The sequence below is a fragment of the Kitasatospora sp. NPDC004614 genome, assembly GCF_042873675.1.
Lineage (GTDB): Bacteria > Actinomycetota > Actinomycetes > Streptomycetales > Streptomycetaceae > Kitasatospora.
The window spans coordinates 1-24,619 of record NZ_JBIALR010000029.1 but is presented as its reverse complement, the minus strand read 5'-3'; the positions used below and the strand labels follow the sequence as shown (position 1 = coordinate 24,619).

23 protein-coding genes are annotated in these 24,619 nt (G+C 72.3%); 10 read left to right on the top strand and 13 right to left on the bottom strand.

Going from position 1 to position 24,619, the window contains the following annotated elements; translation table 11 throughout:
* Window positions 1–319 precede the first annotated feature (319 nt).
* Window positions 320–1,291, bottom strand: coding sequence for a LysR substrate-binding domain-containing protein (locus ACFYST_RS34625; RefSeq protein ID WP_387637823.1), 972 nt, complete (start codon window positions 1,289–1,291; stop codon window positions 320–322).
* A 177-nt stretch (window positions 1,292–1,468) separates the two neighbouring features.
* Here ACFYST_RS34625 and ACFYST_RS34620 point away from each other — a divergent pair, with 177 nt between their 5' ends.
* Complete coding sequence (locus tag ACFYST_RS34620) at window positions 1,469–2,020, top strand: peroxiredoxin (protein WP_387637826.1); 552 nt, start codon at window positions 1,469–1,471, stop codon at window positions 2,018–2,020.
* Between the two features lie 5 nt (window positions 2,021–2,025).
* Window positions 2,026–2,556 carry an alkyl hydroperoxide reductase gene (locus ACFYST_RS34615; RefSeq protein WP_387637829.1) on the top strand — a complete coding sequence of 177 codons (531 nt, stop codon included), beginning with the start codon at window positions 2,026–2,028 and terminating at the stop codon, window positions 2,554–2,556.
* A gap of 134 nt (window positions 2,557–2,690) precedes the next feature.
* On the opposite strand, the gene ACFYST_RS34610 is transcribed toward ACFYST_RS34615, so the two are convergent.
* From ACFYST_RS34610 to ACFYST_RS34595, 4 genes are all read right to left on the bottom strand, one after another.
* Entirely contained in the window at window positions 2,691–4,118 is a 1,428-nt protein-coding gene (locus tag ACFYST_RS34610; RefSeq protein WP_387868248.1) for an AI-2E family transporter, read from the bottom strand.
* A gap of 413 nt (window positions 4,119–4,531) precedes the next feature.
* Complete coding sequence (locus tag ACFYST_RS34605) at window positions 4,532–5,206, bottom strand: transglycosylase SLT domain-containing protein (protein WP_387637835.1); 675 nt, start codon at window positions 5,204–5,206, stop codon at window positions 4,532–4,534.
* Window positions 5,207–5,611: 405 nt separating this feature from the next.
* On the bottom strand, window positions 5,612–6,943 hold the full coding sequence (locus tag ACFYST_RS34600) for a PhoH family protein (RefSeq protein WP_387637838.1): 1,332 nt from the start codon (window positions 6,941–6,943) through the stop codon (window positions 5,612–5,614).
* A gap of 279 nt (window positions 6,944–7,222) precedes the next feature.
* Window positions 7,223–8,017, bottom strand: coding sequence for an isoprenyl transferase (locus ACFYST_RS34595; protein ID WP_387637841.1), 795 nt, complete (start codon window positions 8,015–8,017; stop codon window positions 7,223–7,225).
* A gap of 338 nt (window positions 8,018–8,355) precedes the next feature.
* Here ACFYST_RS34595 and ACFYST_RS34590 point away from each other — a divergent pair, with 338 nt between their 5' ends.
* Entirely contained in the window at window positions 8,356–9,963 is a 1,608-nt protein-coding gene (locus ACFYST_RS34590; RefSeq protein WP_387868245.1) for a chitinase, read from the top strand.
* A gap of 88 nt (window positions 9,964–10,051) precedes the next feature.
* Here the strand turns inward: ACFYST_RS34590 and ACFYST_RS34585 are convergent, their stop codons facing one another.
* Window positions 10,052–10,720: a prepilin peptidase gene (locus ACFYST_RS34585; RefSeq protein ID WP_387868242.1), complete on the bottom strand. Its 669-nt coding sequence runs from the start codon at window positions 10,718–10,720 to the stop codon at window positions 10,052–10,054.
* A gap of 119 nt (window positions 10,721–10,839) precedes the next feature.
* On the opposite strand from ACFYST_RS34585, the gene ACFYST_RS34580 reads away from it, so the two are divergent.
* Window positions 10,840–12,054 (top strand): pyridoxal phosphate-dependent aminotransferase, encoded by a 1,215-nt coding sequence (locus ACFYST_RS34580; protein WP_387868241.1) that lies wholly within the window; start codon window positions 10,840–10,842, stop codon window positions 12,052–12,054.
* Between the two features lie 108 nt (window positions 12,055–12,162).
* Here the strand turns inward: ACFYST_RS34580 and ACFYST_RS34575 are convergent, their stop codons facing one another.
* On the bottom strand, window positions 12,163–13,989 hold the full coding sequence (locus tag ACFYST_RS34575) for a phosphoenolpyruvate carboxykinase (GTP) (RefSeq protein WP_387637851.1): 1,827 nt from the start codon (window positions 13,987–13,989) through the stop codon (window positions 12,163–12,165).
* A 272-nt stretch (window positions 13,990–14,261) separates the two neighbouring features.
* Between ACFYST_RS34575 and ACFYST_RS34570 the strand changes: the two genes are divergently transcribed.
* On the top strand, window positions 14,262–14,918 hold the full coding sequence (locus ACFYST_RS34570; RefSeq protein WP_387637853.1) for a hemolysin III family protein: 657 nt from the start codon (window positions 14,262–14,264) through the stop codon (window positions 14,916–14,918).
* Between the two features lie 42 nt (window positions 14,919–14,960).
* Here the strand turns inward: ACFYST_RS34570 and ACFYST_RS34565 are convergent, their stop codons facing one another.
* Window positions 14,961–15,233 carry a hypothetical protein gene (locus ACFYST_RS34565; RefSeq protein ID WP_387637856.1) on the bottom strand — a complete coding sequence of 91 codons (273 nt, stop codon included), beginning with the start codon at window positions 15,231–15,233 and terminating at the stop codon, window positions 14,961–14,963.
* A gap of 213 nt (window positions 15,234–15,446) precedes the next feature.
* On the opposite strand from ACFYST_RS34565, the gene ACFYST_RS34560 reads away from it, so the two are divergent.
* Window positions 15,447–17,030 (top strand): MFS transporter, encoded by a 1,584-nt coding sequence (locus tag ACFYST_RS34560; RefSeq protein ID WP_387868239.1) that lies wholly within the window; start codon window positions 15,447–15,449, stop codon window positions 17,028–17,030.
* Window positions 17,027–17,674 carry a TetR family transcriptional regulator gene (locus ACFYST_RS34555; RefSeq protein ID WP_387868237.1) on the top strand — a complete coding sequence of 216 codons (648 nt, stop codon included), beginning with the start codon at window positions 17,027–17,029 and terminating at the stop codon, window positions 17,672–17,674. The genes ACFYST_RS34560 and ACFYST_RS34555 overlap by 4 nt, the downstream gene beginning before the upstream one ends.
* A gap of 4 nt (window positions 17,675–17,678) precedes the next feature.
* On the opposite strand, the gene ACFYST_RS34550 is transcribed toward ACFYST_RS34555, so the two are convergent.
* Complete coding sequence (locus ACFYST_RS34550) at window positions 17,679–18,623, bottom strand: NADP-dependent oxidoreductase (protein WP_387868234.1); 945 nt, start codon at window positions 18,621–18,623, stop codon at window positions 17,679–17,681.
* Between the two features lie 43 nt (window positions 18,624–18,666).
* On the opposite strand from ACFYST_RS34550, the gene ACFYST_RS34545 reads away from it, so the two are divergent.
* On the top strand, window positions 18,667–19,665 hold the full coding sequence (locus tag ACFYST_RS34545; protein WP_387868233.1) for a GlxA family transcriptional regulator: 999 nt from the start codon (window positions 18,667–18,669) through the stop codon (window positions 19,663–19,665).
* Here ACFYST_RS34545 and ACFYST_RS34540 read toward each other — a convergent pair.
* Both ACFYST_RS34540 and ACFYST_RS34535 read right to left on the bottom strand, forming a co-directional pair.
* Window positions 19,662–20,480: a hypothetical protein gene (locus ACFYST_RS34540; protein WP_387868230.1), complete on the bottom strand. Its 819-nt coding sequence runs from the start codon at window positions 20,478–20,480 to the stop codon at window positions 19,662–19,664. The two genes, ACFYST_RS34545 and ACFYST_RS34540, sit on opposite strands and share 4 nt — an antisense overlap.
* A gap of 11 nt (window positions 20,481–20,491) precedes the next feature.
* The gene (locus ACFYST_RS34535) at window positions 20,492–21,169 is read right to left on the bottom strand and encodes a papain-like cysteine protease family protein (RefSeq protein ID WP_387868227.1); all 678 of its coding nucleotides are present in this window, start codon (window positions 21,167–21,169) and stop codon (window positions 20,492–20,494) included.
* Between the two features lie 237 nt (window positions 21,170–21,406).
* On the opposite strand from ACFYST_RS34535, the gene ACFYST_RS34530 reads away from it, so the two are divergent.
* Entirely contained in the window at window positions 21,407–22,336 is a 930-nt protein-coding gene (locus tag ACFYST_RS34530) for a hypothetical protein (protein ID WP_387868224.1), read from the top strand.
* Between the two features lie 18 nt (window positions 22,337–22,354).
* Here the strand turns inward: ACFYST_RS34530 and ACFYST_RS34525 are convergent, their stop codons facing one another.
* Both ACFYST_RS34525 and ACFYST_RS34520 read right to left on the bottom strand, forming a co-directional pair.
* The gene (locus ACFYST_RS34525; RefSeq protein WP_387868222.1) at window positions 22,355–23,119 is read right to left on the bottom strand and encodes an SDR family NAD(P)-dependent oxidoreductase; all 765 of its coding nucleotides are present in this window, start codon (window positions 23,117–23,119) and stop codon (window positions 22,355–22,357) included.
* A gap of 5 nt (window positions 23,120–23,124) precedes the next feature.
* A complete protein-coding gene (locus ACFYST_RS34520; protein ID WP_387637878.1) occupies window positions 23,125–23,841 on the bottom strand; it encodes a DUF4386 domain-containing protein in 717 nt (238 codons plus the stop codon).
* Window positions 23,842–23,936: 95 nt separating this feature from the next.
* Between ACFYST_RS34520 and ACFYST_RS34515 the strand changes: the two genes are divergently transcribed.
* Window positions 23,937–24,473 (top strand): MarR family winged helix-turn-helix transcriptional regulator, encoded by a 537-nt coding sequence (locus tag ACFYST_RS34515; protein ID WP_387868220.1) that lies wholly within the window; start codon window positions 23,937–23,939, stop codon window positions 24,471–24,473.
* Window positions 24,474–24,619: the final 146 nt, after the last annotated feature.

Sequence of the window (24,619 nt, the reverse complement as noted above, 5' to 3'; positions counted from 1 at the left end):
GAGCTCCAGCGGCCCTCGGGGGTTCACCTCGGCGGAGGGGTCACGGGCAGGTGCGCGGGCCGGGGCAACATGCCGTCAACCGCGGAGCGCCAGCGCCCCCGGGGGTTCACCTCGGCGGCGGGGTCACGGGCAGGTGGGGAGGGGCGGCACCTGCGGCCGGCGGCGGCGGGGCCGCGAGCGAGCGGGCCGGGGCGATGCGAACGCCCGTGGCCGTCGGCAGGGTCCCCGCGTCCCACCTCTGCGGAGGGGTCACGGGCGGGTGGGCGGGCCGGGGCAACGTGCACGTCAACCGCCGAGCGCCAGCGCCCCCCGGGGGGGTTCACCTCGGCGGTGGGGTCACGGGCGGGTGGGTGGGCGCGATGCGTACCGGCAAGCCCCGCAGCGCGTCGCAGAGGGCCGCCGCGAAGCGGTCGTATTCCGGGGTGCGGGCGGAGCCGGGCCGGTGGGCGAGGCCGATGCGGCGGCCGGGGGTGGGGGCGGCGAAGCGGACGGCGGCAAGGCGGTCGGTGCGGCCGGTCTCGACGGCGAGTGCGGTGGCGGGGAGCAGGGTGACGCCGAGCCCGCCGGCCACCAGCTGGACGAGGGTGGAGAGCCCGGCGGCGCGGGTGCTGCCGCCGGAGGCGTCGGCGCCGACTTCGCGGCAGATGTCGAGGGCCTGGTCGCGCAGGCAGTGGCCTTCTTCGAGCAGCAGTACGTCGAGGTCGAGCAGCACGTCGCGCGGGACGTCGGACTGTCCGGCGAGCGGATGTTCGGGCGGCACGATCAGCACGAAGTCCTCGTCGAACAGCGGGATTTCGGCCACGGGGGCGCTCCCGCCGGCGGGCAGGGCGAGCAGCAGCAGGTCGAGTCGTCCGGTGGCGAGGCCGTCGAGCAGGGAGGGGGTGCGTTCCTCGTGGACGTGCAGTTCGAGGTCGGGGTAGGCGTCGCGGACGAGTCGCAGGACGGTCGGCAGCAGGTAGGGCGCGACGGTGGGGATCACGCCGAGGTGCAGTGGCCCGGTGAAGGGGCGGCGGGCGGCCTCGACCTCCTCGGTGAGGGCGTGCAGCGCGGACAGCACCTGGCGCGCGTGGGCGGCGACGCGTTCCCCGAGCGGGGTGATCATGACGCGCCGGGTGGTGCGTTCGACGAGTTGCGCGCCGAGGGTCTCCTCGAGCGCGGCGACGGCGCCGGACAGCGCGGGCTGGCTGGTGCCGATCGCGGCGGCGGCCTCGCGGAAGTGCAGGTGTTCGGCGACGGCAGCGAAGGCCCGCAGCTGGGAGAGGGTGGGGGTGCGTTGCGTAGGGTGCTTCACGACGGCGCTTCCTGCGGTGATCCGATGTGGTCCGATGCTGCCTCCAGTGTGCCGCACTGATCGGGATTGCCTATCAGGCAAAGCAGCAGATCCGATTTCACTGATCAGTAGCCCCTGTGCGACGCTTGAAATGTCCGCAATACGGACAACCCTCATCTCAACCCTTGGAGTAACGACGTGCTGACGATCGGCGACAAGTTCCCCGAGTACGAACTCAACGCCTGCGTTGACCTCGACGCCGCGAACGCCTTCGCCGAGATCAACCACAAGACCTACGAGGGCAAGTGGAAGGTCGTCTTCTTCTGGCCGATGGACTTCACCTTCGTCTGCCCGACCGAGATCGCCGCGTTCGGCAAGCTGAACGAGGAGTTCGCCGACCGTGACGCCCAGGTCCTCGGCGTGTCCGGTGACTCGGAGTACGTCCACCACGCCTGGCGCAAGGACCACAAGGACCTGCGCGACCTGCCCTTCCCGATGCTCGCCGACATCAAGCACGACCTGATGCGCGCCTGCGGCGTCGAGGGCGCGGACGGCACCGCCCAGCGCGCGGTGTTCATCGTCGACCCGAACAACGAGATCCAGTTCGTCATGGTGACCGCCGGCTCCGTCGGCCGTAACCCCAAGGAGGTCCTGCGGGTGCTGGACGCCCTGCAGACCGACGAGCTGTGCCCGTGCAACTGGAACAAGGGCGAGGACACCCTCGACGCCCAGGCCCTGCTGGCCGGCTGACCCCCATGGCTCTCGACGAACTGAAGGCCGCGCTGCCGGACTACGCCAAGGACCTGAAGCTCAACCTGGGCTCGGTCATCGGCAACTCGGACCTGCCGGCGCAGCAGCTCTGGGGCACCGTGCTGGCCTGCGCGATGGCGACCGGTTCGCCGGCCGTGCTGCGCGAGCTGGAGCCCGAGGCCAAGTCGCAGCTGTCCCCGGAGGCCTACCAGGCCGCCAAGGGCGCCGCCGCGATCATGGCGATGAACAACGTCTACTACCGGACGCTGCACCTGCTCTCCGACAAGGAGTACGGGACGATGCGGGCCGGTCTGCGGATGAACATCATCGGCAACCCGGGCGTCGACAAGGTCGACTTCGAGCTGTGGTGCTTCGCGGTCTCCGCGATCAACGGCTGCGGTCAGTGCCTCGACTCGCACGAGGGCGTGCTGCGCAAGGCCGGCGTCGAGCGTGAGGTCATCCAGGCCTCCGTCAAGATCGCCGCGACCGTCCAGGCCGTCGCCTCGGTGCTGGACGCCGAAGCGCAGCTGGCCTGACGGTCGACGCGCGACAGGCATCTGCGCGACGAACAGACGGAAAGGTCCGCCTGCGGAGGGAACCCCTCCCCGGGCGGACCTTTCCGTTTGCCGCATCTACCGCCTGCGGGCGGCCCTACTGCCTGCGGGCGGCCCTACTGCTTGCGGGCCGCCTCTATCGCCTGGAAGACCTCCTGCCCGGCGGCGTTCCGCTGCCGCAGGTGCCCGGTGACGGTGTTGGTCACGGCGATCAGCGGGACCGCCACGATCGCGCCGGCGATGCCGCCGACGATGGAGCCCGCGGCGACGCCGAGCACCACGGCCAGCGGGTGGACCCGCACGGCCCGGCCGAGGATCAGCGGCTGCAGGATGTGTCCCTCCAGCTGCTGGACGGCGACCAGCACGACCAGTGCCATCAGCGCCTTGAACGGTCCGACGGTGACCAGCGCGATCAGCACCGCGATGGTGCCGGTGACCAGCGCGCCGACCAGCGGCACGAACGCGCCCAGGAAGATGATCACCGCGAGCGGCATCGCCATCGGCACCCCGAGCAGCTGGAGCCCGATGCCGATGCACAGCGCGTCGATGAAGGCGACGGTGACGGTGCCGCGGACGTACGCGGTCAGCGTGGCCCAGGCCTTGGGCCCGGCGCCGGCCATCGCGTACCGGGAGTGCCGGGGCAGGCCGCGCAGCGTCCAGTTCCAGATCCCGGCGCCGTCGTAGAGCAGGAAGAAGACGGTGAAGGCGGCCAGCGCGATGCCGGTGAGCAGTTCGACGGCGATGCTGACGCCGGTGAAGCCGGCCGAGGTCAGCTGGTCGGAGTTCTTGCCGATGGCCGTGGTGATCTGGTTGGTGAAGTTGTTCAGCTGGTCCTGGGTGAGGTGGAACGGGCCGTTGAGCAGCCAGTCCCGCAGCTGCCGGACACCGTCCTGCACCTTGACGGTGACCGAGTCGAGGTTGGTGGACACCTGCCAGAACACGAACCAGCCGACCAGGCCAATGCCGGCCAGGCCGGACATGAAGGTGCCGGCGGCGGCCACCGCGCGCGGAACGCCGTGCCGGCGCAGCCAGGAGACGGTGGGTTCCAGCAGCGCGGCGATCAGCACCGCGGCGAGGGCCGAGAAGGCGACCAGCCGCAGCGTGTCGATGACCCGGAAGACCACGTAGAGGGCGACGCCGATCAGCAGCAGCCGCCAGGTGGACTCGGCGGCGACCCGCAGCGTCCACGGCACCGCGTCCGCGGGGGTGGCGGGACGGCCGAACGAGGGCGCGCCAGCCTGCTGTTCGGCGCTGCGCGGGGCGGGGACGGTCGGCCCGGCCGCCGGCTCCTGGGGCGCGACGGCGACGGCCAGGCCTTCGGCCGATGCGCCTTCGTGTCCGGCGAGTTGACGGGCCGTCTGCTCGACGGTGCGCCGGGCGGCCCGCTCGGCGGCGAGTTCGACGGCCTGCTCGGTGGCGAGCGCCTGCGCCTCGGCGGTGATGGCCGCGCGGCGGCGGCGTTCGACGGCGGCGAACAGCCCGGCCGCCAACGCCCCTATCTTGGCGACACCGCGCCAGCGGCCGCCGTTCGTCTCTTCCGTCACTGCCCGGTCTCCCCCGTGTTCGTCTGCTCCGCGGCCGCGGGTCGCGCGGCCGTCGGCCAGAAACGCTACCTGCCGACGGGGCCCCGGGGCGCGGTGGTATCAAGGACCGGTTCCAGGAGGTTCCGGGCAAATCATCATCAATGCGCCCGTTTCGTCCGGCCAAAGATGGGAAAGCGCTTCAACGGACCTTCTGTCGGCGGACCGGCCGGGAGTGGTGGAACCAGGACCCGCTCCGCTCCCCCGCGTCCGCACCGGACCGTCGCCGCCCGCAGCGCACTGGTCAGCGCCGCCCGGGCGGCACGGCCCGCTCAGAGGCCGCTGTCTCGCGGCAGCACGAAGGGCCCCGTTCTCGGCCGTGCGAGAAACGGGGCCCTTCGATACGAAGCCGTTGTGCCCGGTACCAGCCGTTGGGCCTAGTACCAGTGGTGCGACTGCCAGAACGACCAGGCGCCACAGGGGCTGCCGTAGCGGCTGTTCATGTAGTTGAGGCCCCACTTGATCTGGGTCGCGGGGTTGGTGCGCCAGTCCGCGCCGGCCGAGGCCATCTTGGAGCCCGGCAGCGCCTGGACCAGGCCGTAGGCGCCGGAGGAGGCGTTGGTGGCGGTGTAGTCCCAGCCGCTCTCGCGCTTGACGATCTGGCTGAAGCACTGGAACTGGTTGGCGTCGCCGACGATCTGCAGCGCCATGTCCTGGACCGAGCCGGCCGGGACGGTGGCGAGCACGCTGCGGGCGGAGGCGCGGCTGGCCTCCTCCTTCTGACGCTTCTCCTCGGCCGCCTTGGCGGCCTTCTCCGCGTCGGCCTTCGCCTGGGCGTCGGCGGCGGCCTTCTGGCGGGCAGCCTCTTCCGCGGCCTTCTTGGCGGCGGCGTCGGCGGAGACCTGCTGGGCGTTGGCCTGGCGGCTGATGCCGTCGCTGACGTTCTGGGCCTGTGCACCGGTGGGCGCGTCGGCGAGCAGGGTGGCGCTCGCGACGTCGACCGTCTGAACGGTCTTGCCCTCACTGCCAGAGGCCGCACCTACGACAGCACCGACGGCGGTCACCGCGGTGGCGGAGGCGACAGCGACTCCCCGGACCGAGATCCGAGTCACATGGTTTCCTTCCAGCGTCGCCCGGCGTGTGACCTCCGGGCGCAAGATGCCCCTGGTCACTGGCCTCCGTCGAACTCTGGTCACGGGAGGCGCTGGCTCGGCCGTCCCCCCGGGCGGGCCCGGAGCGGCGGTGGAATCGAGCGGCGTACGGCCTTGCGGTGTTCAGTTTTCCGCCCGCCGACCGGAGTTGCCGGGCGAGGAATTGCCGTACGCGGGGCCTGACAGAACCCTCACCATGCCGCACGCGACGGTGTCTACGCAATTCCCTGTGCCGTGGCGGATCTCACAAACTTCGCCACCTGGGCGTTTGGCGGACGATCGACAGAGGGGTCGTCAACAGGGCTGACAGCGAAGGGGCCTGACGGTACGCGTCAGACCCCTTTGCCCCGGTGTGTCCGGTTATGCCTACGGCTGGATGTCCTCCAGCATCTCGGTCACCAGTGCGGCGATCGGCGAACGCTCCGAACGCGTGAGCGTGACATGGGCGAACAGCGGATGGCCCTTCAGCTTCTCCACCACGGCGACCACGCCGTCGTACCGGCCGACCCGCAGGTTGTCCCGCTGGGCGACGTCGTGGGTGAGCACCACGCGGGAGTTCTGGCCGATCCGGGAGAGCACCGTGAGCAGCACGTTCCGCTCCAGGGACTGCGCCTCGTCCACGATCACGAAGGCGTCGTGCAGCGAGCGCCCGCGGATGTGGGTGAGCGGCAGCACCTCCAACATGCCGCGGGAGATGACCTCTTCGATCACGTCCTGGGTGGTGACGGCGGAGAGGGTGTCGAACACCGCCTGCGCCCAGGGGCCCATCTTCTCGGCCTCGCTGCCCGGCAGGTAGCCGAGTTCCTGGCCGCCGACCGCGTACAGCGGGCGGAACACCATCACCTTGCGGTGCTGGCGGCGCTCCAGGACGGCCTCCAGGCCGGCGCACAGGGCGAGCGCGGACTTGCCGGTGCCGGCCCGGCCACCCATCGAGATGATCCCGATCTCCGGGTCGAGCAGCAGGTCGAGCGCGATCCGCTGCTCGGCACTGCGGCCGCGCAGGCCGAACGCCTCGCGGTCGCCGCGGACCAGCCGCACCCGGCCGTCGGGGGCCACCCGGCCCAGCGCGCGGCCGCGCTCGGAGTGCAGCACCAGTCCGGTGTGGACCGGGAGTTGCTCGGCGCCGTCGACCGAGAGGGCGTGCTCCTGGCCGGCGAACAGCTCGTCCACCTGGTCGGCGGGGACGTGCAGTTCGGTCATGCCCGTCCAGCCGGAGGTGATCGCCAGCTCGGCCCGGTACTCCTCGGCCAGCAGCCCGACCGAGCTCGCCTTGATCCGCAGCGGCAGGTCCTTGGAGACCACGGTGACGTCGTAGCCCTCGGCCTGCAGGTTGCGGGCGACAGCGAGGATCCGGGTGTCCGCCTCGCCGCCGCCCGTCCGGTAGCCGGCCGGCAGGATCGTCAGGTCGGAGTGGTTCAGCTCGACCCGGATGGTGCCGCCCAACTCGCCCACCGGGATCGGCTCGTCGAGCCGGCCGTAGCGGATCCGGTAGTCGTCCAGCAGGCGCAGCGCCTGGCGGGCGAAGTAGCCGAGCTCCGGGTGGTGCCGCTTGGCCTCCAACTCGGTCACGACGACCACCGGGAGGACCACCTCGTGCTCCTCGAAGCGCGTCATGGCGAGAGGGTCGGCCAGGAGCACGCTGGTGTCGAGGACGTACGTGCGCCGGTCTGGTGTCCGGCGGCTCTTGGTACTGACCACTAGCCCTCCAGAGCGGGTGACCCGACGTCACCCGCGGCCCACCGGTCCCCGCGGCCCCGCTGGCCGGGGGGACGGTCTGAGCGGAGTATTCCCAGGCGAGGAGGCCCGCATTCGCGCCTGGACGAACGGCGGGATCACAACGGGTGAACGTTTTCCCGGTGGGCGTCCGGGTATGAGGAACCGACCGGGCACCACCACCTCACCACAGCGGATGAGCACAGCCCGGTGGGCGTCCGGGTATGAGGAACCGACCGGGCCCCCAGCCGAGTTGACCGGCGGTCAGCGCCCCATCCGCCGGTTGCGCAGCTGGTAGTCGCGCAGTGCCCGCAGGAAGTCGACCTTGCGGAAGGCGGGCCAGTAGGCCTCGCAGAAGTAGAACTCGCTGTGCGCGGACTGCCAGAGCAGGAAGCCGGACAGCCGCTGCTCGCCGGAGGTGCGGATCACCAGGTCGGGGTCGGGCTGGCCCTTGGTGTAGAGGTGCTCGGCGATGTGCTCGACGTCGAGGATTTCGGCCAGTTCCTCGATCGAGGTGCCGCGGCCGGCGTGCTCCTGGAGCAACGAGCGGACGGCGTCGGCGATTTCCTGCCGGCCGCCGTAGCCGATGGCGACGTTGACGGTCAGTCCGTCGATGTGCGCGGTCTGCTGCTCGGCGCGCTTGAGCACCTCGGCGGTGGGGGCGGGCAGCAGGTCGAGCGCGCCGACCGGGTGGACCTTCCAGCGGCCGGCGTCGACCAGGCCCTGGACGGCGTCCTCGATGATGCCGAGCAGCGGGACGAGCTCCTCGGCGGGGCGGGCCAGGTTGTCGGTGGAGAGCATCCAGAGGGTGACGACGCGGACGTCGGTCTCCTCGCACCAGCCCAGGAACTCGCTGATCTTGTCGGCGCCGCGCTGGTGGCCGTAGGCGGTGGTGCCGCCGGTGGCCTTGGCCCAGCGGCGGTTGCCGTCCAGGATCACGCCGATGTGGCGGGGGGTGTTGGCCAGGTGCACCTCGACCCGGCGGCCGTACAGCCGGTAGGCCCGGTCCAGCAGGATGCGCAGTCCCGGCGTGCGCTCGACCACATCGCGCAGACCCATCGTGAACGGCCCCTCCGTGCTGATTGCTCCGGGTGCGAATCCCCTGGCGCAGCCTACTCCGCCCGGCATTACCGGAGGTAAAACCGCAGGTACCGGTCTTGTCACAGTGCGCGCACGGGGCGGGATACGGAACGGTCTCCGAATCCTTAAACGGTCCCTAAACCGGATTCCGGGTCTTGACGCTTGCCATTGGTCTAGTCCAGCGTGTGGTCAGCACCACAGCGGACCCACCCCCACAGCGGAGCCGCCGCGACCCCCACCGCGGCGGCTCTTCCTTCCCCCGCCACGTCTGCTCTCCCCCCACGCCCCCCTCCCCCACTCCTGCACTGGAGCCTGTCATGGCCCGTACCCTGCAGCAGCCGTCCCACCGGCGCCGCAACAAGTTCCCGGCGGTGCTGGCCACCGCGACCGCGCTGGCCCTGGCCGGCACCGGCCTGGCGCTGTCGGCCGGCGGCGCGAACGCCGCGGTCGGCAACCTGGTGACCAACGGCGGCTTCGACTCCGGCCTCGCCGACTGGACCTGCACCGGCAACGCCGGCGCGGTCACCACCCCGGTCCACTCCGGCACCGGCGCGCTGGCCGCCACCCCGGGCGCCGGCGACACCGCGGAGTGCACCCAGACCATCTCGGTGCTCCCCAACACCGCCTACTCTCTGAACGGTTGGGTCCAGGGCTCGTACGTCTACCTGGGCGCCCGCGGCACCGGCGGCACCGACCCGTCCACCTGGTCGGCGCAGAGCAGCTGGAACCAGCTGAACACCACCTTCACCACCGGCGCCAACACCACCAGCGTCACCCTGTACATCCACGGCTGGTACGGCCAGCCCACCTACTACGCGGACGACATCCAGCTGATCGGCCCGGGCGGCACCGCCTCCCCGTCGCCGTCCGCCAGCTCCGTCTCGCCGAAGCCGTCCACCTCCGCGTCGGCCTCCCCGTCGCAGAGCGCCTCGCCGTCCGCCTCGGCCTCCCCGTCGCAGAGCGCCTCCCCGTCGGCGTCCAACTCGCCCAGCCCGTCCGGCTCGGCGACCACCCCGCCGCCGAACACCGGCCTGCCCAAGCACGCGATGACCGGCTACTGGCAGAACTTCGACAACGGCTCGACCGTGCAGAGGCTGCGCGACGTGCAGTCCGCGTACGACATCATCGCGGTCTCCTTCGCCGACGCGACCACCACCCAGGGCGCGATCTCCTTCACCCTGGACCCGGCGCTGGCCACCAAGCTCGGCGGCTACACCGACGCCGACTTCAAGGCCGACATCGCCGCCAAGCACGCGGCCGGCAAGAAGGTCGTGCTCTCCATCGGCGGCCAGAACGGCGCGATCTCGGTGGGCAGTTCGGCCGCCGCGACCGCGTTCTCCGACTCGGCGTACAAGCTGATCCAGCAGTACGGCTTCGACGGCATCGACGTCGACCTGGAGAACGGCGTCAACGCCACCTACATGGCGCAGGCGCTGCACACCCTGCAGGCCAAGGTCGGCTCCGGCTTCGTGCTGACCATGGCCCCCGAGACCATCGGGATGTACTCCACCGCCGGCGCGTACTTCCAGCTGGCGCTGGCCACCAAGGACATCCTGACCGTCGTCAACACCCAGTTCTACAACTCCGGTGGCATGAACGGCTGCGACGGCAAGGTCTACACCCAGGGCACCGTCGACTTCATCACCGCGCAGGTCTGCACCCACATCCAGGGCGGCCTGCGGCCCGACCAGGTCGGCATCGGCGTCCCCGCCTCCAGCAAGGCGGCGGGCGGCGGCTACGTCAACTCCACCGTGGTCAACAACGCGCTGGACTGCCTGGCCACCGGCAACCACTGCGGCACCTTCGTCCCGCCGGCCAAGTGGCCGACCATCCGCGGCGCGATGACCTGGTCCACCAACTGGGACGCCAACAACGGCAACGAGTTCTCCAACAACGTCGGGGCCTTCCTCCGCAACATGCCGTGACTCTCCGCCGGTGCACCGCTCCTTGAGGGTGGGGCAGGTGCACAGGGGCCCGTCGTACCACTGGGGGTACGACGGGCCCCGCCCCTTTTCAGCGGACGGTGACCAGGACGGCCGCCAGGGTGCCCAGCAGCATCGCCGGGCCGAAGGCCAGTTCGGTGCGGCGGCCGGCCCGGCGCAGCACCAGCAGGGCGACCGCCCACAGCGCGGCAATCAGCCACATGTAGAGGAGACCGGCGTAGAACGTCCGCCAGCCGGCCAGGCCGAGCACGGCGCCGAGCGACGGGGCGAGTTTGACGTCCCCCAGGCCCATCGGCGCGAACAGCGCCAGCAGCAGGAACACGCCCCCGAGTGCGCCCGCCGCCAGCGCGCAGCGCAGCCACACCTCCGGCCGGTGGTCGGCGAGCGGGACCAGCAGGGCCGTGCCCGCCAGCAGCGGCAGCGTCAGGGCGTCCGGCAGCCGCTTCACCGCGGCGTCCACGAACCCCAGCGCCACGCCGAACAGCGCCACCCACGCCAGCAGCGGCAGCCACCGACCCGGCGCGTACCCGGCGAGGGCGGCGCCGACCGCCCCGGCGGTCAGCTCCACGGCCAGCGGCGGCGGTCCGGCCCGCTCCCCGCAGCGCACGCAACGGCCCAGCGGCGTCACCGCGCAGGCCCGCCACGGCTCGCCGCCCGGCACCGCGTACCGCACCACCGCCGACCGCAGCGGCACCCCCACCAGCAGACCCAGCACCGCACCCAGCACTGCCCCGAGCATCCGACGCCTCCCCTGACGGCCCGCCGCGACCCTACCGCCGCACCACCGTTCACCCGTCCGTGTCCAGGTGGCGAACACCACGCGGAGACGGGCCCGGCGCGCCCGTAAAGTAATCGGGCATGCAGGTCATCCAGTCCAGCAAACTCGCCAATGTCTGCTACGACATTCGCGGCCCGGTGCTCGACGAGGCGATGCGGCTGGAGGAGCAGGGCCACCGCATCCTCAAGCTCAACACCGGCAACCCGGCCGCGTTCGGCTTCGAAGCCCCGCCCGAGATCCTCCAGGACATCCTCCGCAACCTGTCCTCCGCGCACGGCTACGGCGACTCCAAGGGCCTCCTGTCGGCCCGCCGCGCCGTGGTCATGCACTACGAGGACCGCGGCCTGCACGGCCTGACCGTCGAGGACGTCTACCTGGGCAACGGCGTCTCCGAGCTGATCCAGCTCGCCATGACCGCCCTCCTCGACGACGGCGACGAAGTCCTCGTCCCCGCCCCCGACTACCCGTTGTGGACGGCCTCGGTCTCGCTGGCCGGCGGCACCGCCGTCCACTACCGGTGCGACGAGCAGGCCGAGTGGTACCCCGACCTGGCCGACATCGCCGCGAAGATCACCGACCGCACCCGGGCGATCGTCGTGATCAACCCCAACAACCCCACCGGCGCGGTCTACCCGCGCGAACTGCTGGAGGGGATCGTCGAACTCGCCCGGCAGCACAAGCTGGTGATCTACGCGGACGAGATCTACGACAAGATCCTCTACGACGGCGTGGAGCACATCCCGCTCGCCACCCTCGCCCCGGACCTGTTCTGCGTCACCTTCAACGGCATGTCCAAGTCCTACCGGGTGGCCGGCTTCCGCAGCGGCTGGATGGTGCTCTCCGGCGACCGGCAGCGCGCCCGCTCCTACATCGAGGGCCTCAACGTCCTCGCCTCGATGCGCCTGTGCGCCAACATGCCCGCCCAGCACGCCGTCGCCGCGGCCCTCGGCGGACGCCAGTCCATCCAGGACCTGATCCTGCCCGGCGGTCGGCTGCTCGCCTCCCGCGACGCCGCGTACCGGCTGCTCAACGAGATCCCCGGCGTCTCCTGCGTGAAGCCCAAGGGCGCGCTGTACGCGTTCCCGCGGCTCGACCCGCAGGTCTACAAGATCAAGGACGACGCGCGGATGGTCCTCGACCTGCTCCGCGCCGAGCGGATCCTGATCGTCCAGGGCACCGGCTTCAACTGGCCCGCCCCCGACCACTTCCGCCTGGTCACCCTCCCCCACCCGGACGACATCACCAGCGCGGTCACCCGCATCGGAGACTTCCTGTCGGGTTACGTCCAGACCTAGCAACCAGGGGCACGGGAAACTGCGCGAAGCGGAAGGCCACATACGGCAAAGTCCGGTCGAGGAGGGGCGTCCCTCCTCGACCGGACCTTGTGCAGGGGTCGTCCGGCGTCAGCCGAGTCGCTTCACCAGGGCCTGGTACTCGTCCCACAGCTCCTTCGGCGTGTGCTCGCCGAACATCTCCAGGTGGGCCGGGACCAGCGCGGCCTCCTGCTTCCAGATCTCGCGGTCGACCGTGAACAGCAGCTCCTGGTCGGCGGCCGGGATCTCCAGCCCGTCGAGGTCGAAGCCCTCGACCGTCGGCAGCACGCCGATCGGCGTCTCGACGCCCTCGGCGGTGCCTTCGAGGCGCTCGACGATCCACTTCAGGACGCGGCTGTTCTCGCCGTAGCCGGGCCACACGAACTTGCCGCCGGCGTTCTTGCGGAACCAGTTGACGTAGTAGATCTTCGGCAGCTTGGTGGCGTCGGCCTCGGCGCCGACCTTCAGCCAGTGCGCGAAGTAGTCGCCCATGTTGTAGCCGCAGAACGGCAGCATCGCGAACGGGTCGCGGCGCAGCTCGCCGACGGTGCCCTCGGCCGCAGCCGTCTTCTCGGAGGCGATGTTGGCGCCGAGGAAGACGCCGTGCTGCCAGTCGAAGGACTCGGTGACCAGCGGAACGGCGGTGGCGCGGCGGCCGCCGAACAGGATCGCCGAGATCGGGACGCCGGCCGGGTCCTCCCACTCGGGGGCGATGGTCGGGCACTGCGCGGCGGGGACGGCGAACCGGGAGTTCGGGTGGGCGGCGGGGGCCTCGGACTCGGGGGTCCAGTCGTTGCCGCGCCAGTCGGTGAGGTGGGCGGGGGCGTCCTTGGTGAGGCCCTCCCACCACACGTCGCCGTCGTCGGTGAGGGCGACGTTGGTGAAGACGGTGTTGCCCCAGAGGGTCTTGATGGCGTTGGCGTTGGTGTCCTCGCCGGTGCCGGGGGCGACGCCGAAGAAGCCGGCCTCGGGGTTGATGGCGTAGAGCCGGCCGTCGGCGCCGAAGCGCATCCAGGCGATGTCGTCGCCGATGGTCTCGACCTTCCAGCCCGGGATGGTGGGCTGGAGCATGGCGAGGTTGGTCTTGCCACAGGCGGACGGGAACGCGGCGGTGACGTACTTCGCCTCGCCGGACGGCGGGGTGAGCTTGAGGACGAGCATGTGCTCGGCCAGCCAGCCCTCGTCGCGGGCCATGGTGGAGGCGATGCGCAGCGCGTAGCACTTCTTGCCGAGCAGGGCGTTGCCGCCGTAGCCGGAGCCGAAGGACCAGATCTCCTTGGTCTCCGGGAAGTGCGAGATGTACTTGGTGGTGTTGCACGGCCAGGCGACGTCCGCCTCGCCCTCGGCGAGCGGGGCGCCGACGGTGTGCACGGCCTTGACGAACTCGCCGTCCTCACCGAGCTGGTCAAGCACGGCCTGGCCCATGCGGGTCATCACGCGCATCGAGACGGCGACGTAGGCGGAGTCGGTGATCTCGACGCCGTACGCGGCCAGCGGGGAGCCGACGGGGCCCATGGAGAACGGCACCACGTACATGGTGCGGCCCTTCATCGCGCCGCGGAACAGGCCGTTCTCACCGGAGAAGATGTCCCGCATCTCGGCGGGGGCCTTCCAGTGGTTGGTCGGGCCGGCGTCCTCCTCCTTCTCCGAGCAGATGAAGGTGCGGTCCTCGACGCGGGCGACGTCGGACGGGTCGGAGGCCGCGTAGTAGGAGTTGGGCCGCTTGGTCTCGTCGAGCTTGGTGAAGGTGCCCTGGGCGACGAGCTGCTCGGCGAGACGGTGGTACTCCTCCTCGGAACCGTCGCACCACACCACCTGGTCGGGCTGGGTGAGGTCGGCAATCTCGTTGACCCACTCCACCAGGCGCTGGTGGCGGGTGGGCGCGGACTCGGCGCGCGCAGAGATCTGAGTCGACACGATCGCTCCGTTTCACACCATCTCGGCCAGGAGACGGCATCGCGGGGGTTGAGGGTCCTTACACGGTAGACCTGGCGACCCGCCCTCCATTCGTCAAACTGTCGTCATTGACGAGATCTTTACTCCAGACTGTCTGATTTGGGGACTCCGAGTCACCCTCCACGCACCCAGCCCGACCCTCCCTGGCACCCCCCGAACACTCCAGAACGTCTAAAAGTGAGGATCGCCACTTTCCTACGCGCCGGTAACCTACGGTTCCGTAAGATGCTGCCATGACCGCGGAAGCCCTCGATCTCGCAAAGCCCAAGTGGCGCGGCTGGCTGCATGCCGGCATGTTCCCGGCCTCGCTGGCCGCCGGAATCGTGTTGATCTGCCTGGCCGAGTCGACGGCGGCGCGAATCGCCTGCGTCGTCTACTCGGTGAGCGCCTGGATGCTGTTCGGCGTGAGCGCGGTGTACCACCGCTTCACCTGGGGACCGCGCGGCGAGGCGGTGCTGCGCCGCCTGGACCACGCCAACATCTTCCTGATCATCGCCGGGACGTACACCCCGTTCACCATGCTGCTGCTGGACGGCGCGCGGCAGCAGGTGCTGCTGTGGCTGGTGTGGGGCGGCGCGCTGGCCGGAATAGCGTTCCGGGTGTTCTGGGTCGGCGCCCCGCGCTGGCTGTACACCCCTTGTTACGTGGCGCTCGGCTGGGCGGCGGTGTTCTTCCTGCCGGACTTCCTGCACAAGGGTGGCGCGGCCGTCCTGACGCTGATCGTCGTCGGCGGCGCGCTCTACACCATCGGCGGGGTGATCTACGGCCTCAAGCGCCCGAACCCGTCACCGCGCCTGTTCGGCTTCCACGAGGTGTTCCACGCCTTCACCCTCGGCGCGTTCATCGTGCAGTACGTGGGGATCTCGCTGGTGGCGTACACCGCCACCTGAGCCCCCCGCAGAAACGATCCCCCGCGGAACCGACCCATTCGGTCAGTACCGCACCGGCTGGGCCGCCCTCGCCTCCAGCCGTTCCCGGGCCCGACGGCAGCGCTCGCAGTGCGCCGCGTCGGGCCCTTCGCCTGCCGTGCGCTGGTGCGCCCGGCCGCGGAAGCGGTACGCGACCCAGGCCATCACCGCCAGCACCTCGACCGCCGAGACCACCCAGACCAGGCGGGCCCCGCCGATCAAGTACCCGGCTATGACGGCCAGCGCGGCCAGCACACCGACCACGCCGCTCCAGAACCCGGTCGCTCCGTACTCCATTGGCAAACCTCCCACCGGCCGACAGGTCATCTGACGAGTCGTCAGAGAACTCCCCACCTACAGTGACACGTTCGGCACGCAGCGCGGGCGAACGGGGGATCAACAGCGCATCAATTCCAGAAGTGGGGATCCCGCAGCGCGGGCTTCGGTTGACACTCGCCATCTTTTGAGAGTTACTCTCATTTGAGAGATTCACTCGGATGGAGGTCCGTCATGCCCGCTCCGCACCCCCGGCGCTGGATCGCGCTGGTAGCGGTCGCGCTCAGCGTGCTCGTCATCGGCTTCGACACCACCGTGCTGAACGTCGCCCTGCCCGACCTGGCCCGGCAGCTGGACGCCGGCACCGGGCAGCAGCAGTGGATCGTCGACGCCTACACGGTGGTGTTCGCCGCCGCCCTGCTCCCGGCCGGCCTGCTCGGCGACCGCTTCGGCCGCCGCCGCACCCTGGTGACCGGCCTCGCCCTGTTCGGCGCGGCCTCCGTGCTCGGCACCCTGGCCGGCAGCCCCGCCACGCTGATCGCGGCCCGCGCCGGGATGGGCCTGGCCGCCGCGTTCGTGATGCCGATGTCGATGGCGGTGATCCCCGCCGTCTTCCCGCCCGCCGAGCAGCGCCGCGCCACCGCGCTGCTGACCACCGTGACGGCCATCGGCGTGCCGCTCGGGCCGGTCGTCGGCGGGCTGCTGCTGCGCGGCTACTGGTGGGGCTCGATCTTCCTGATCAACGTGCCGCTGGTGGTGCTCGGCGTGCTGGCCTGCCTGCTGCTGCTCCCCGAGTCCGCCGACCCGGCCGCGCCCCGGATCGACCTGCGGTCCGCGGCCCTCGCGGCCGGCGGCCTGGCCGCGCTCACCTGGGGCATCATCGAGGGCGCCGAGCGCGGCTGGGGCGACGCCCTGGTGCTCGCCGCGCTGCTCGGCGCGGCGGCCGCACTGACCGCGCTGGTGCTGCGCAGCCGCCGGCAGGACCACCCGATGCTCGACCTGCGGCTGCTCGCCGAACCGGTGTTCCGCTGGTGCGCGATCGCCGTCACCCTGGTCTCGGTCGCCCTGTTCGGCGGATTCTTCGTGCTGCCCGCCTACTTCCAGAGCGTGCTGGGCACCGACGCCCTCGGCAGTGGCCTGCGGCTGATGCCGATGATGGGCGGCCTGCTGGTGGCCGCCCGGCTCGGCGAACGCCTGGTGCGCCGCTTCGCCCCGCGCGGCGTGATCGCCGCCGGGCTGGCACTGACCGCCCTCGCCCTGCTGCTCGGCAGCCGCACCGCGCCCGGCGACGGCTACGGGTGGACGGCGCTGTGGCTGCCGCTGTTCGGTGCCGGGCTCGGCCTGGTGCTGATCACCGCGACCGCCTCCGCGCTGCTCCTGCTGCCGCCCGCCAAGGCCGGGGTCGGCTCCGGGCTGGTGCAGACGCTCCGCCAGGTGGGCGGCGCGGTCGGCGTCGCCGTGTTCGGCAGCCTGCTGGCGGCCGGCTACCGCTCCGCGCTGCACCTTCCGGCGCTCCCCGGGGACGCCGCGCACCGGGTCCGCGGTTCGGTGATCGCCGCCGACGCGGTCGCCGAACGGCTGGGTGACCCGTCGCTCGCCGCGTCCGCGCACGTCGCGTACGTGCACGGCATGGGCCTGGTGCTGCTGGCCGCCGGGGTGCTGGCGGCGCTGTCCGCCGTGCTGGTCGCGGCCCGGATGCCGGGCGGCGGCGACCCCGTGGCCCCGGCCGCTCCCCAGGCACGGCCGCTGGCCCCGGCCGCTCCCGAGGCGCGGCCGCTGGCCGCGGCGGGCGGTGATCCCGGAGAATCGTCCGCATGAGCACCCCGCGCAGCGCCCGGCCCCGCCCGTCCGAAGGCTCCTCCGGTTCGCTGGAGGAGCTGGTCGAAGCCCCGATGTCGCTGCGCGAGCGGAAGAAGCTGAAGACCCGCCAGACCCTGCGCCGGGAGGCCTTCCGGCTGTTCGCTGAGCAGGGCTGGGAGGCCACCACCGTCGACCAGATCGCGGCGGCGGCGGAGGTCTCCCCGGCCACCTTCTTCCGGTACTTCCCGACCAAGGAGGACATCGTCCTCAATGACGAGTACGACCCGGTGATGGCCGCCGCGATCCGGTCCCGGCCGGCGGACGAGCCGTTCCTCACCTCCGCCCGGGAGGTGCTGGTCGGGCTGGTCCGCCGGATCGCCGAGCAGGAGCGGGAGGAGCTGTACGCGCGGATGCGGCTGACCGCCTCCGTCCCGTCCCTGCGGCTGCGGATGCTCGACGCCGCCGGTCAGCCGCGCACGATGATGCTCGACCTGCTCACCGAACGGGCCGGCCTGGACGCCCCCACCCTCGAACTGCGGATCACCGCCGCCGCGGTCGCCGCCGCGCTCACCGAGACCTCGCTGTACTGGGCCGACCACGAGGGCCAGGACGACCTCGCCGACCTGCTCGACCGGGCCCTGGCCCACCTGCAGAGCCTCTGACGGGTCAGTTCACCAGCACCAGCTTGCCGGTGGTGCGGCCGGTGTCGCCCAGCGCGTGCGCCTTCGCGGCGTGCTCCAGCGGGAACGTCCCGGCGATCTCGGCGCGCAGCAGGCCGCGTTCGGCCAGATCCGCGATCGCCGCCATCCCGGCGTGGTCGGCCTCCACCATCATCATCGCGGTGCGCACGCCGAGCCGTTCGGCCTCCTCGGCCAGCCCCTCGAAGGGGACGGGCAGGATCGACACCAGCAGGCCGCCGCGCCGCAGGGTCCGCAGCGAACGCAGCTGGTACTCGCCGCCAACGGCGTCCAGCACCACGTCGACGTCGCGGACCGTCTCGGCGAAGTCGGTGCTCCGGTAGTCGATCGGCTCGTCCACGCCGATGCCGCGCAGGAAGTCGTGCTTCGCGGCGCCGGCGGTGCCGATCACGTACGCGCCGCGGGACTTGGCGATCTGCACGGCGAGGTGTCCGACGCCGCCGGCCGCAGCGTGCACCAGTACCCGGTCGCCGGCCTTGACCTGCGCGGTGTCCACCAGCGCCTGCCAGGCGGTCAGCGCGGCCAGCGGCAGCGCGCCGGCCTGGACGACGTCCACGCCGGCGGGCCGGGCGGCGAACGCCCGGGCGGGGCCGGTCACGTACTCGGCGTGGCCGCCGACGCCGTGCGGGTAGGGCAGCATGCCGAGGACCTCGTCGCCGGGCTTGAACAGGGTGACGCCGAAGCCGACCGCCTCCACGGTGCCGGCCACGTCCCAGCCGAGCACGAACGGGGGCTGGCCGAGGAACAGGCCGCCCTCCCGGTGCTTCCAGTCCGTCGGGTTCAGGCCGGCGGCCCTGACCTTCACCAGGATCTCGCTCAACCCGGGCTCCGGGCGCGGGAGTTCCACCACCTTGAGGACGTCGGGGCCGCCCAGGACGTCCTGGCTGATCGCTCGCATCGTGTTCGTCGTCATGCCTCCAGCCTGGCTTGCCCGGGGCGCCCGCGGCAGTGGCATGATGGTCACTGTCCGATGGGATCCTGCCAGGAGGGTGGCCGTGCCGAAGCCCACGAAGACATCGCCGCACCGGATCGCGGTGCTCGCCCTGGAGGGCGTGTACCCCTTCGAACTCGGCATCCCCCGGCGGGTGTTCGCCGCCGCCGGGGACAGCTACCAGCTGGCCACCTGCACCGTCGACGGCCAACCGGTGCGCTCGGACGCCGACTTCACCATCACCGTCGCGCACGGCCCGGAGATCCTCCGCACGGCCGACACCGTGGTCATCCCGCCCTTCGACTTCGCGCTCGCCACCGGCGCGCTCGACCCCGCGGTGACCGAGGCACTCGCACTGATCCGGCCCGGCACCCGGCTGATCTCGATCTGCACCGGCGCGTTCGCGCTCGCCGCCGCCGGTCTGCTCGACGACCGGCCCGCCACCACCCACTGGGCGCTCGCCGACCGGTTCCGCGAGCTCTTCCCCAAGGTGCGGCTCGACCCGGACGTGCTGTTCGTCGACGACGGCGACATCCTCACCTCGGCGGGCGCCGCCTCCGGCGTCGACCTGTGCCTGCACGTGCTCCGGAGCGACCACGGCGCGGCCGTCGCCAACCACGCCGCCCGGCTGGCCGTCGTCCCGCCCTGGCGCGACGGCGGCCAGGCCCAGTACATCGAGCAGCCCGTCCCGGCGGCCGGCGCCACCGGCACCGCCGCCACCCGCGAGTGGGCGCTGGCCCGGCTGCACCAGCCGCTGACCCTCGCCGAACTGGCCGGGCACGCCGCGATGAGCAGCCGCACCTTCGCCCGCCGCTTCCACGACGAGACGGGCCAGAGCCCCGGCCGCTGGCTCACCCAGCAGCGCGTCGCCCTGGCCCGTCACCTGCTCGAAGCCACCGACCTGACGGTCGACCAGATCGCCGGCCGGGTCGGCTTCGCCAACGCGGTGTCGCTGCGCCAGCACCTGCACTCGGCGATCGGCGTCTCACCACTCGCCTACCGGAAGACCTTCGCCGGCGCCTAGCCCTTCCGGCGGCGGCTGCGCACCCCGATCACCGCGCCCGCCAGGGCGGTTGCGCCCAGCGCGGTGCCCGCGGTGAGCAGCGGTGCGCCGCTGCTCCCGGACGCGGAGGCCGCATCGGCCTGGAAGCCGCCCGCCTTGCCGGCGGTGTCGTACGCGGAGCCGGGCAGCTTGTCGCCGTACCGCTGGTGGACCAGCTGCTGGTAGGCGGCGACGGTGGTGCCGTGCGCGCCGACCGAGCGGCGGGCGGTGTCGTCGAGCGGCAGGATCCGGCCGTCCTTGAGCTCGTACCAGGCGCCGAGCTGCGGTTCGCGGAAGGCGGTGCCGCCGTCGGCGGCGGCCCGGGCCGCGTAGTCGGTCTCGTCGCTGCCGGAGGCGATGTTGACCACCCGCCAGCTGCCGTTCTGCTGAGCTGTCCAGACCGAGGCGGCCTGGCCGTCGGCGGCGACGGCCTTGGTGGCGGTGAACTCGACGGTGGCGACGGGCGCGCCGGGCTTGCCGGCCACGAACCCGGCGTCGAGGGTGCGGACCGGCACCGTGTCGCCGCTGAGCCGGGGCGCGGCGGCGCGGGCGGCCTGCGTCTCGTCGCTCGGGCCGATCGCCAGCGGCTGGGTCGGCGGCACCCCCTTGCGGGCGAAGAAGTGCCCCAACTGGTCGAGCACGGACGGGTTCTGGGCGGCGGCCCGGGCGGCGGCGAGGTCGCCCGCCCCCGGCTGCTGGTCGGTGGCCTGCGCCAGCGGGGCGGTGGCGAGGCCGAGGGCGGCGGCCGCGGCGAGTGCGGCGGCGGCGCGGGCGAGTCGGACGCGGTGGCTGCTCATGACGGGGCTCCTCACGCGCCGATCCGGTACAGGGAGTGGGTCCAGGAGAACGACCCGTTGCTCACGTAGTAGTTGTAGTCGCCCCAGTTGTAGCGGTAGTTGGACGGCCACGGGTCGCCCCAGTACAGGTAGTTGCTGCCGCTGTCGTAGCCGTACAGCACGTTCATGTGGCCGCCGCCGGAGCTCCACTGGATCCGGGTCTCCACCGGCCGCCCGGCGTCGATCTCGCCCTGCACGGTGGAGTAGCGCAGGTAGCCGCTGACGTACGAGCCCGGGTTGATGCCGAACGAGTACAGCGCGTTCTGCACCTCGGCCAGGCTGGCCTGGCTGTTCGGGCAGGTGCTGTTGGCGGCGCGGCCGAACGCCGCGTTGCAGAACTGGTTCTGGCTGTAGTTGTAGCCGTAGTAGGCGGCGATGGTGTTGCCGGACGCCGCCCAGCACCAGTTGCTCTGCTGCTGGGCCTGCATGGTCAGGTTGAGGGTCCGCGCGGTGCCGGCCGCCAGCGGGGCCTGCGGCTTCGCGGCGGTGGCGGGCTGTATCGCGGCCGGGGCGGAATTGGCTGCGGCGGGGGCGGCTGCGGCGGGGGTGGTGGCGGCGGGGGTGGTGGCGGCCGCGCTCAGCGCCGGGGCGAGGACGCCCAGGGCGAGGGCGGCGACCGTCCGACGCAGCCGCATCGGGGTGAGTGGCATGGGGGAATGCCCTCCTGGCAGAGGAGTGGGTGTGGGGGCGGCGTCCGGACGCGCTGCCGACGAGCATCCGGCCGTTGACGCCAGGCGGTCAACGGGCCCCGCGGGCGCCGGAGTCGAGGTGTGAACGGCCCCCGCCCGGGTGTGAACGCGACCGCGCTGGGCAGCGCGGATATCGACCGGGGCGGTGACAAGCCGTCCACAAGGTGTGAATATTCACGCTCAGTTGAGGAGGTGGCCTTGCAGCCGACCGCACCGCCCGAACTCGCCCTCGCTCTGCGCACCGGACCGTTCCACCTCGCCCTGCGGGCCGCCATCGCCGCCCGGGGCCTGGCACTCCACCGGCTGCGCGAGCGCCTCGCGCAGCGCGGCGTGCACGTCGGCGTGACCAGCCTCAGCTACTGGCAGCAGGGCCATCGCCGCCCCGAACGGGCCGAGTCGCTGCGCGCCGTCGCCGTGCTCGAAGAAGTGCTGGAACTGCCCGAACACTCGCTCACCCGGCTGCTCGGCCCCCGCCGCGGCACCCCCGACCCGGCCGCGCCGCCCGTCCGCCCCTACCGCGACCTGATCACCCCCGCCGAGGCGGTGGACGGTCTGCTCGCCGTCCTCTCCGGCCCGCCCGACACCGGCCTGCACACCGTCACCCACATCGAACGGATCCGGGTCGGCGCGGACCGGCGGCTGCAACGCCGCGACTCCCAGCACGTGCTGCGCGCCCACCGCGACGGCATCGACCGCTACCTGGCGATCTACCAGGGCGACCCCGGCTGCGACATCGACCGGGTCCGGGTCCGGGCCGAGGAGAACTGCCGGCCCGGCCGGATCCGCCGCGACCCGGCCGCCCACCTGCTGGTCGCCGAGCTCCTGCTGGACCGGCGGCTGCGCACCGGCGACACCCACCTGCTGGGCTACGGCTTCGACGAGTCGCCGTCGCCGCAGCCCAGCCGCGAGTACGTGCGCGGCTTCAACGCGGGCGCCGGCCAGTACGTGCTCCAGGTGACCTTCGACCCGGCCGCCCTCCCCGTCCGCTGCGACCGCTTCACCCGTCGCACTCCCGGCCAGTCCCCGCTGGAGACCGAGGAGTTGACCCTCGACGGGCACCACTGCGCACACCTGGTGGCCGAGGGGCTGCCGGCCTGCCTGCTCGGGCTGCGCTGGGACTGGGAGTGACGCTCAGTTCGTGCTGCGCTAGTTGGTGATGCGGCCGCCGGCCACGTCGACCGTCAGCCCGGTCAGCCAGCCCGCGCCGTCGGAGGACAGGAACAGCGCGGCCTCCGTCACGTCCGTCGGGGTGCCGAGCCGGCCCAGCGGGTGGGTGGCCGCGACCTGGCTCTGCACCTCGGCGGGCATCCGGGCCTGCACCCTCTCGGTCAGGATCGCCGACGGGGCCAGGCAGTTGATCCGGATGCCGTGCGGCCCCAGCTCGGTGGCCAGGTACCTGGTCAGCATCACCACGCCCGCGTTGGCCACCCCGTACGCCAGGTTGGCGCCGCTGGGCTGGCGGCCGGCCGCCGAGGACATCGTCAGGATGGAGCCCGCGCCGCGCGCCAGCATGCCCGGCAGGAAGGCCTGCACGGTGAGGAACACCGAAGTCAGGTCGGAGTCCAGCACCTCGCGCCAGCGCTGCTCGGTGAGCTCCGCCACCGGCACCGGGAAGCCCTGGCCGCCGGCGAACGCCGCCAGCACGTCGACCTCGCCGAACCGCTCCGTCACCGCCTGCCGCACCTCGTCCAGCGCCCGGCCGTCCGTCACGTCGGCCACCGCGGACATCGCCTCACCGCCCGCGCCGGCGATCTGCTCGACCACCGCCGCCAGCGCCGTCGCGTCCCGGCCGACCACGCACACGGCCGCGCCCTGGGCGGCGAACGCCCGCGCGGTGTGCGCGCCGATCCCGCGCGAACCGCCGGTGACCACCACCGTCCGGCCCTTCAGCTCCGCGTACATTCCGGTCATCTCGCTCAACTCCCCATCGGTCGGTCGTCGGTGCCGCGGCGGCGGGTCTTCGGCAGCAGGGCGGCCACGAACAGCAGCCACACCAGGCCGCCGAACCGGACCACCGGCAGCAGGTACATGAAGCCGTCCGCCAGCAGGGCGAACAGCGCGAGCATCGCGGCGGCGGCCACCACCAGGCCCGCCCACGTCACGGCGCGGGGCAGCAGGTCGGCGAGCATCGCCGACACCGAGACCCCCGCCGCCAGCAGGCCGAAGCCCGCCGCGAACGCGGGCCCGCCCGCCAGGAAGGACACGTCCGCCAGCGCCCGGCCCAGCGCGGGCGGCGCGTCGGCCGGCAGCCGGCCGCCCGCCCACGCCCCCGCTGCGCTCAGCACCAGCGCGGACGACGCCAGCACGCCGCCGACCAGCGTGATCGCCGAGCCGGGTGCGGTGATTCCGAGCGCCCGCAGCCGCCGGTAGAGCAGCGCCGCGCACAGCGCCAGCGGCACCGACGCGGCGAGCAGCAGCAGCGCGCCCAGCCGGGCCGCCCCGCCGTGCTCCTGCGCGTACCGCACCACCTCGGCGCCGGTGGCGTCCGGATGCGGGGTGGCGCGGTTGACCACCGTGTAGGCGACCGTCAGCGCGGTGACCGAGATGGTCGGCGCGAGCAGCGGCGGGCCGGTCTGCGGGCGGCTCTTCGGCCGTCCGGCCGGGGCCGGGCGGGGCTGGGCGGTGGTGCTCATGGTTCCTCCCGTGGCGTTCGTCGACACGCGCCGATCGATACACTCCGAATAATGATTACACCGTGGAACGATTGTCAAACGGGTACGATGTCGGCATGAGCATGGATCGAGCGGCGGACCAGAAGGACTGGCACGGCGGCCCCCCGCAGGGCCCACCCGGCCCGGGCGGCCCGCCCGGCGGCGGGGCGGCGTTCCTGCTGGCCCAGCTCGGCGCGCACGCCGCCGAGCGGTTCGCCCAGCGGATCGCCGAGCTCGACCTCACCCCCGCGCAGGCCGGCCTGCTCCGGCTGCTGGTGCAGAACCCGGGCCGCAGCCAGCGCGAGCTCGCCGACGCGCTCGGTATGCCGCCCAGCCGCTTCGTCCCGTTCGCCGACGGCCTGGAGCAGCGCGGTCTGATCGAGCGCCGCCGCAACGCGGAGGACCGCCGGCTGTACGCCCTGCACCTCACCGACCAGGGCCTGGCCCTGCTGGCCCGCCTGCGCGACACCGCCATCGCCCACGAGCAGGACGTCACCCAGGCCCTCACCCCCGAGGAGCACACCCAGCTGATCGCCCTGCTCGGCCGGATCGCCGCCCAGCAGCAGCTCACCCCCGGCGTCCACCCGGGCTACCGCACCCTGCGCGGCCGCTGACGCCGCTGCCGTTTCTCGCGCCCGGGCATGCGAAAGGGCCCCGAGGGGGTCCGCAGGTTCTAGGAGTCGTTGCAACACCCCAGTTCAGGGGATGTATTGGACTTCGAGATCCGTGAGGACCGGACGGCTCAGGGGCGTGTGAAGCT

Excerpts from the sequence above, each read along its gene's own strand:
- ACFYST_RS34615 (WP_387637829.1), top strand. The coding sequence starts at position 2,026 with ATGGCTCTCGACGAACTGAAGGCCGCGCTGCCGGACTACGCCAAGGAC.
- ACFYST_RS34595 (WP_387637841.1), bottom strand. The coding sequence starts at position 8,017 with ATGGGTCTGCGCGATGTGGTCGAGCGCACGCCGGGACTGCGCATCCTG.
- ACFYST_RS34590 (WP_387868245.1), top strand. The coding sequence starts at position 8,356 with ATGGCCCGTACCCTGCAGCAGCCGTCCCACCGGCGCCGCAACAAGTTC.
- ACFYST_RS34585 (WP_387868242.1), bottom strand. The coding sequence starts at position 10,720 with ATGCTCGGGGCAGTGCTGGGTGCGGTGCTGGGTCTGCTGGTGGGGGTG.
- ACFYST_RS34580 (WP_387868241.1), top strand. The coding sequence starts at position 10,840 with ATGCAGGTCATCCAGTCCAGCAAACTCGCCAATGTCTGCTACGACATT.
- ACFYST_RS34570 (WP_387637853.1), top strand. The coding sequence starts at position 14,262 with ATGACCGCGGAAGCCCTCGATCTCGCAAAGCCCAAGTGGCGCGGCTGG.
- ACFYST_RS34565 (WP_387637856.1), bottom strand. The coding sequence starts at position 15,233 with ATGGAGTACGGAGCGACCGGGTTCTGGAGCGGCGTGGTCGGTGTGCTG.
- ACFYST_RS34560 (WP_387868239.1), top strand. The coding sequence starts at position 15,447 with ATGCCCGCTCCGCACCCCCGGCGCTGGATCGCGCTGGTAGCGGTCGCG.
- ACFYST_RS34555 (WP_387868237.1), top strand. The coding sequence starts at position 17,027 with ATGAGCACCCCGCGCAGCGCCCGGCCCCGCCCGTCCGAAGGCTCCTCC.
- ACFYST_RS34550 (WP_387868234.1), bottom strand. The coding sequence starts at position 18,623 with ATGACGACGAACACGATGCGAGCGATCAGCCAGGACGTCCTGGGCGGC.
- ACFYST_RS34545 (WP_387868233.1), top strand. The coding sequence starts at position 18,667 with ATGGTCACTGTCCGATGGGATCCTGCCAGGAGGGTGGCCGTGCCGAAG.
- ACFYST_RS34540 (WP_387868230.1), bottom strand. The coding sequence starts at position 20,480 with ATGAGCAGCCACCGCGTCCGACTCGCCCGCGCCGCCGCCGCACTCGCC.
- ACFYST_RS34535 (WP_387868227.1), bottom strand. The coding sequence starts at position 21,169 with ATGCCACTCACCCCGATGCGGCTGCGTCGGACGGTCGCCGCCCTCGCC.
- ACFYST_RS34525 (WP_387868222.1), bottom strand. The coding sequence starts at position 23,119 with ATGACCGGAATGTACGCGGAGCTGAAGGGCCGGACGGTGGTGGTCACC.
- ACFYST_RS34520 (WP_387637878.1), bottom strand. The coding sequence starts at position 23,841 with ATGAGCACCACCGCCCAGCCCCGCCCGGCCCCGGCCGGACGGCCGAAG.
- ACFYST_RS34515 (WP_387868220.1), top strand. The coding sequence starts at position 23,937 with ATGAGCATGGATCGAGCGGCGGACCAGAAGGACTGGCACGGCGGCCCC.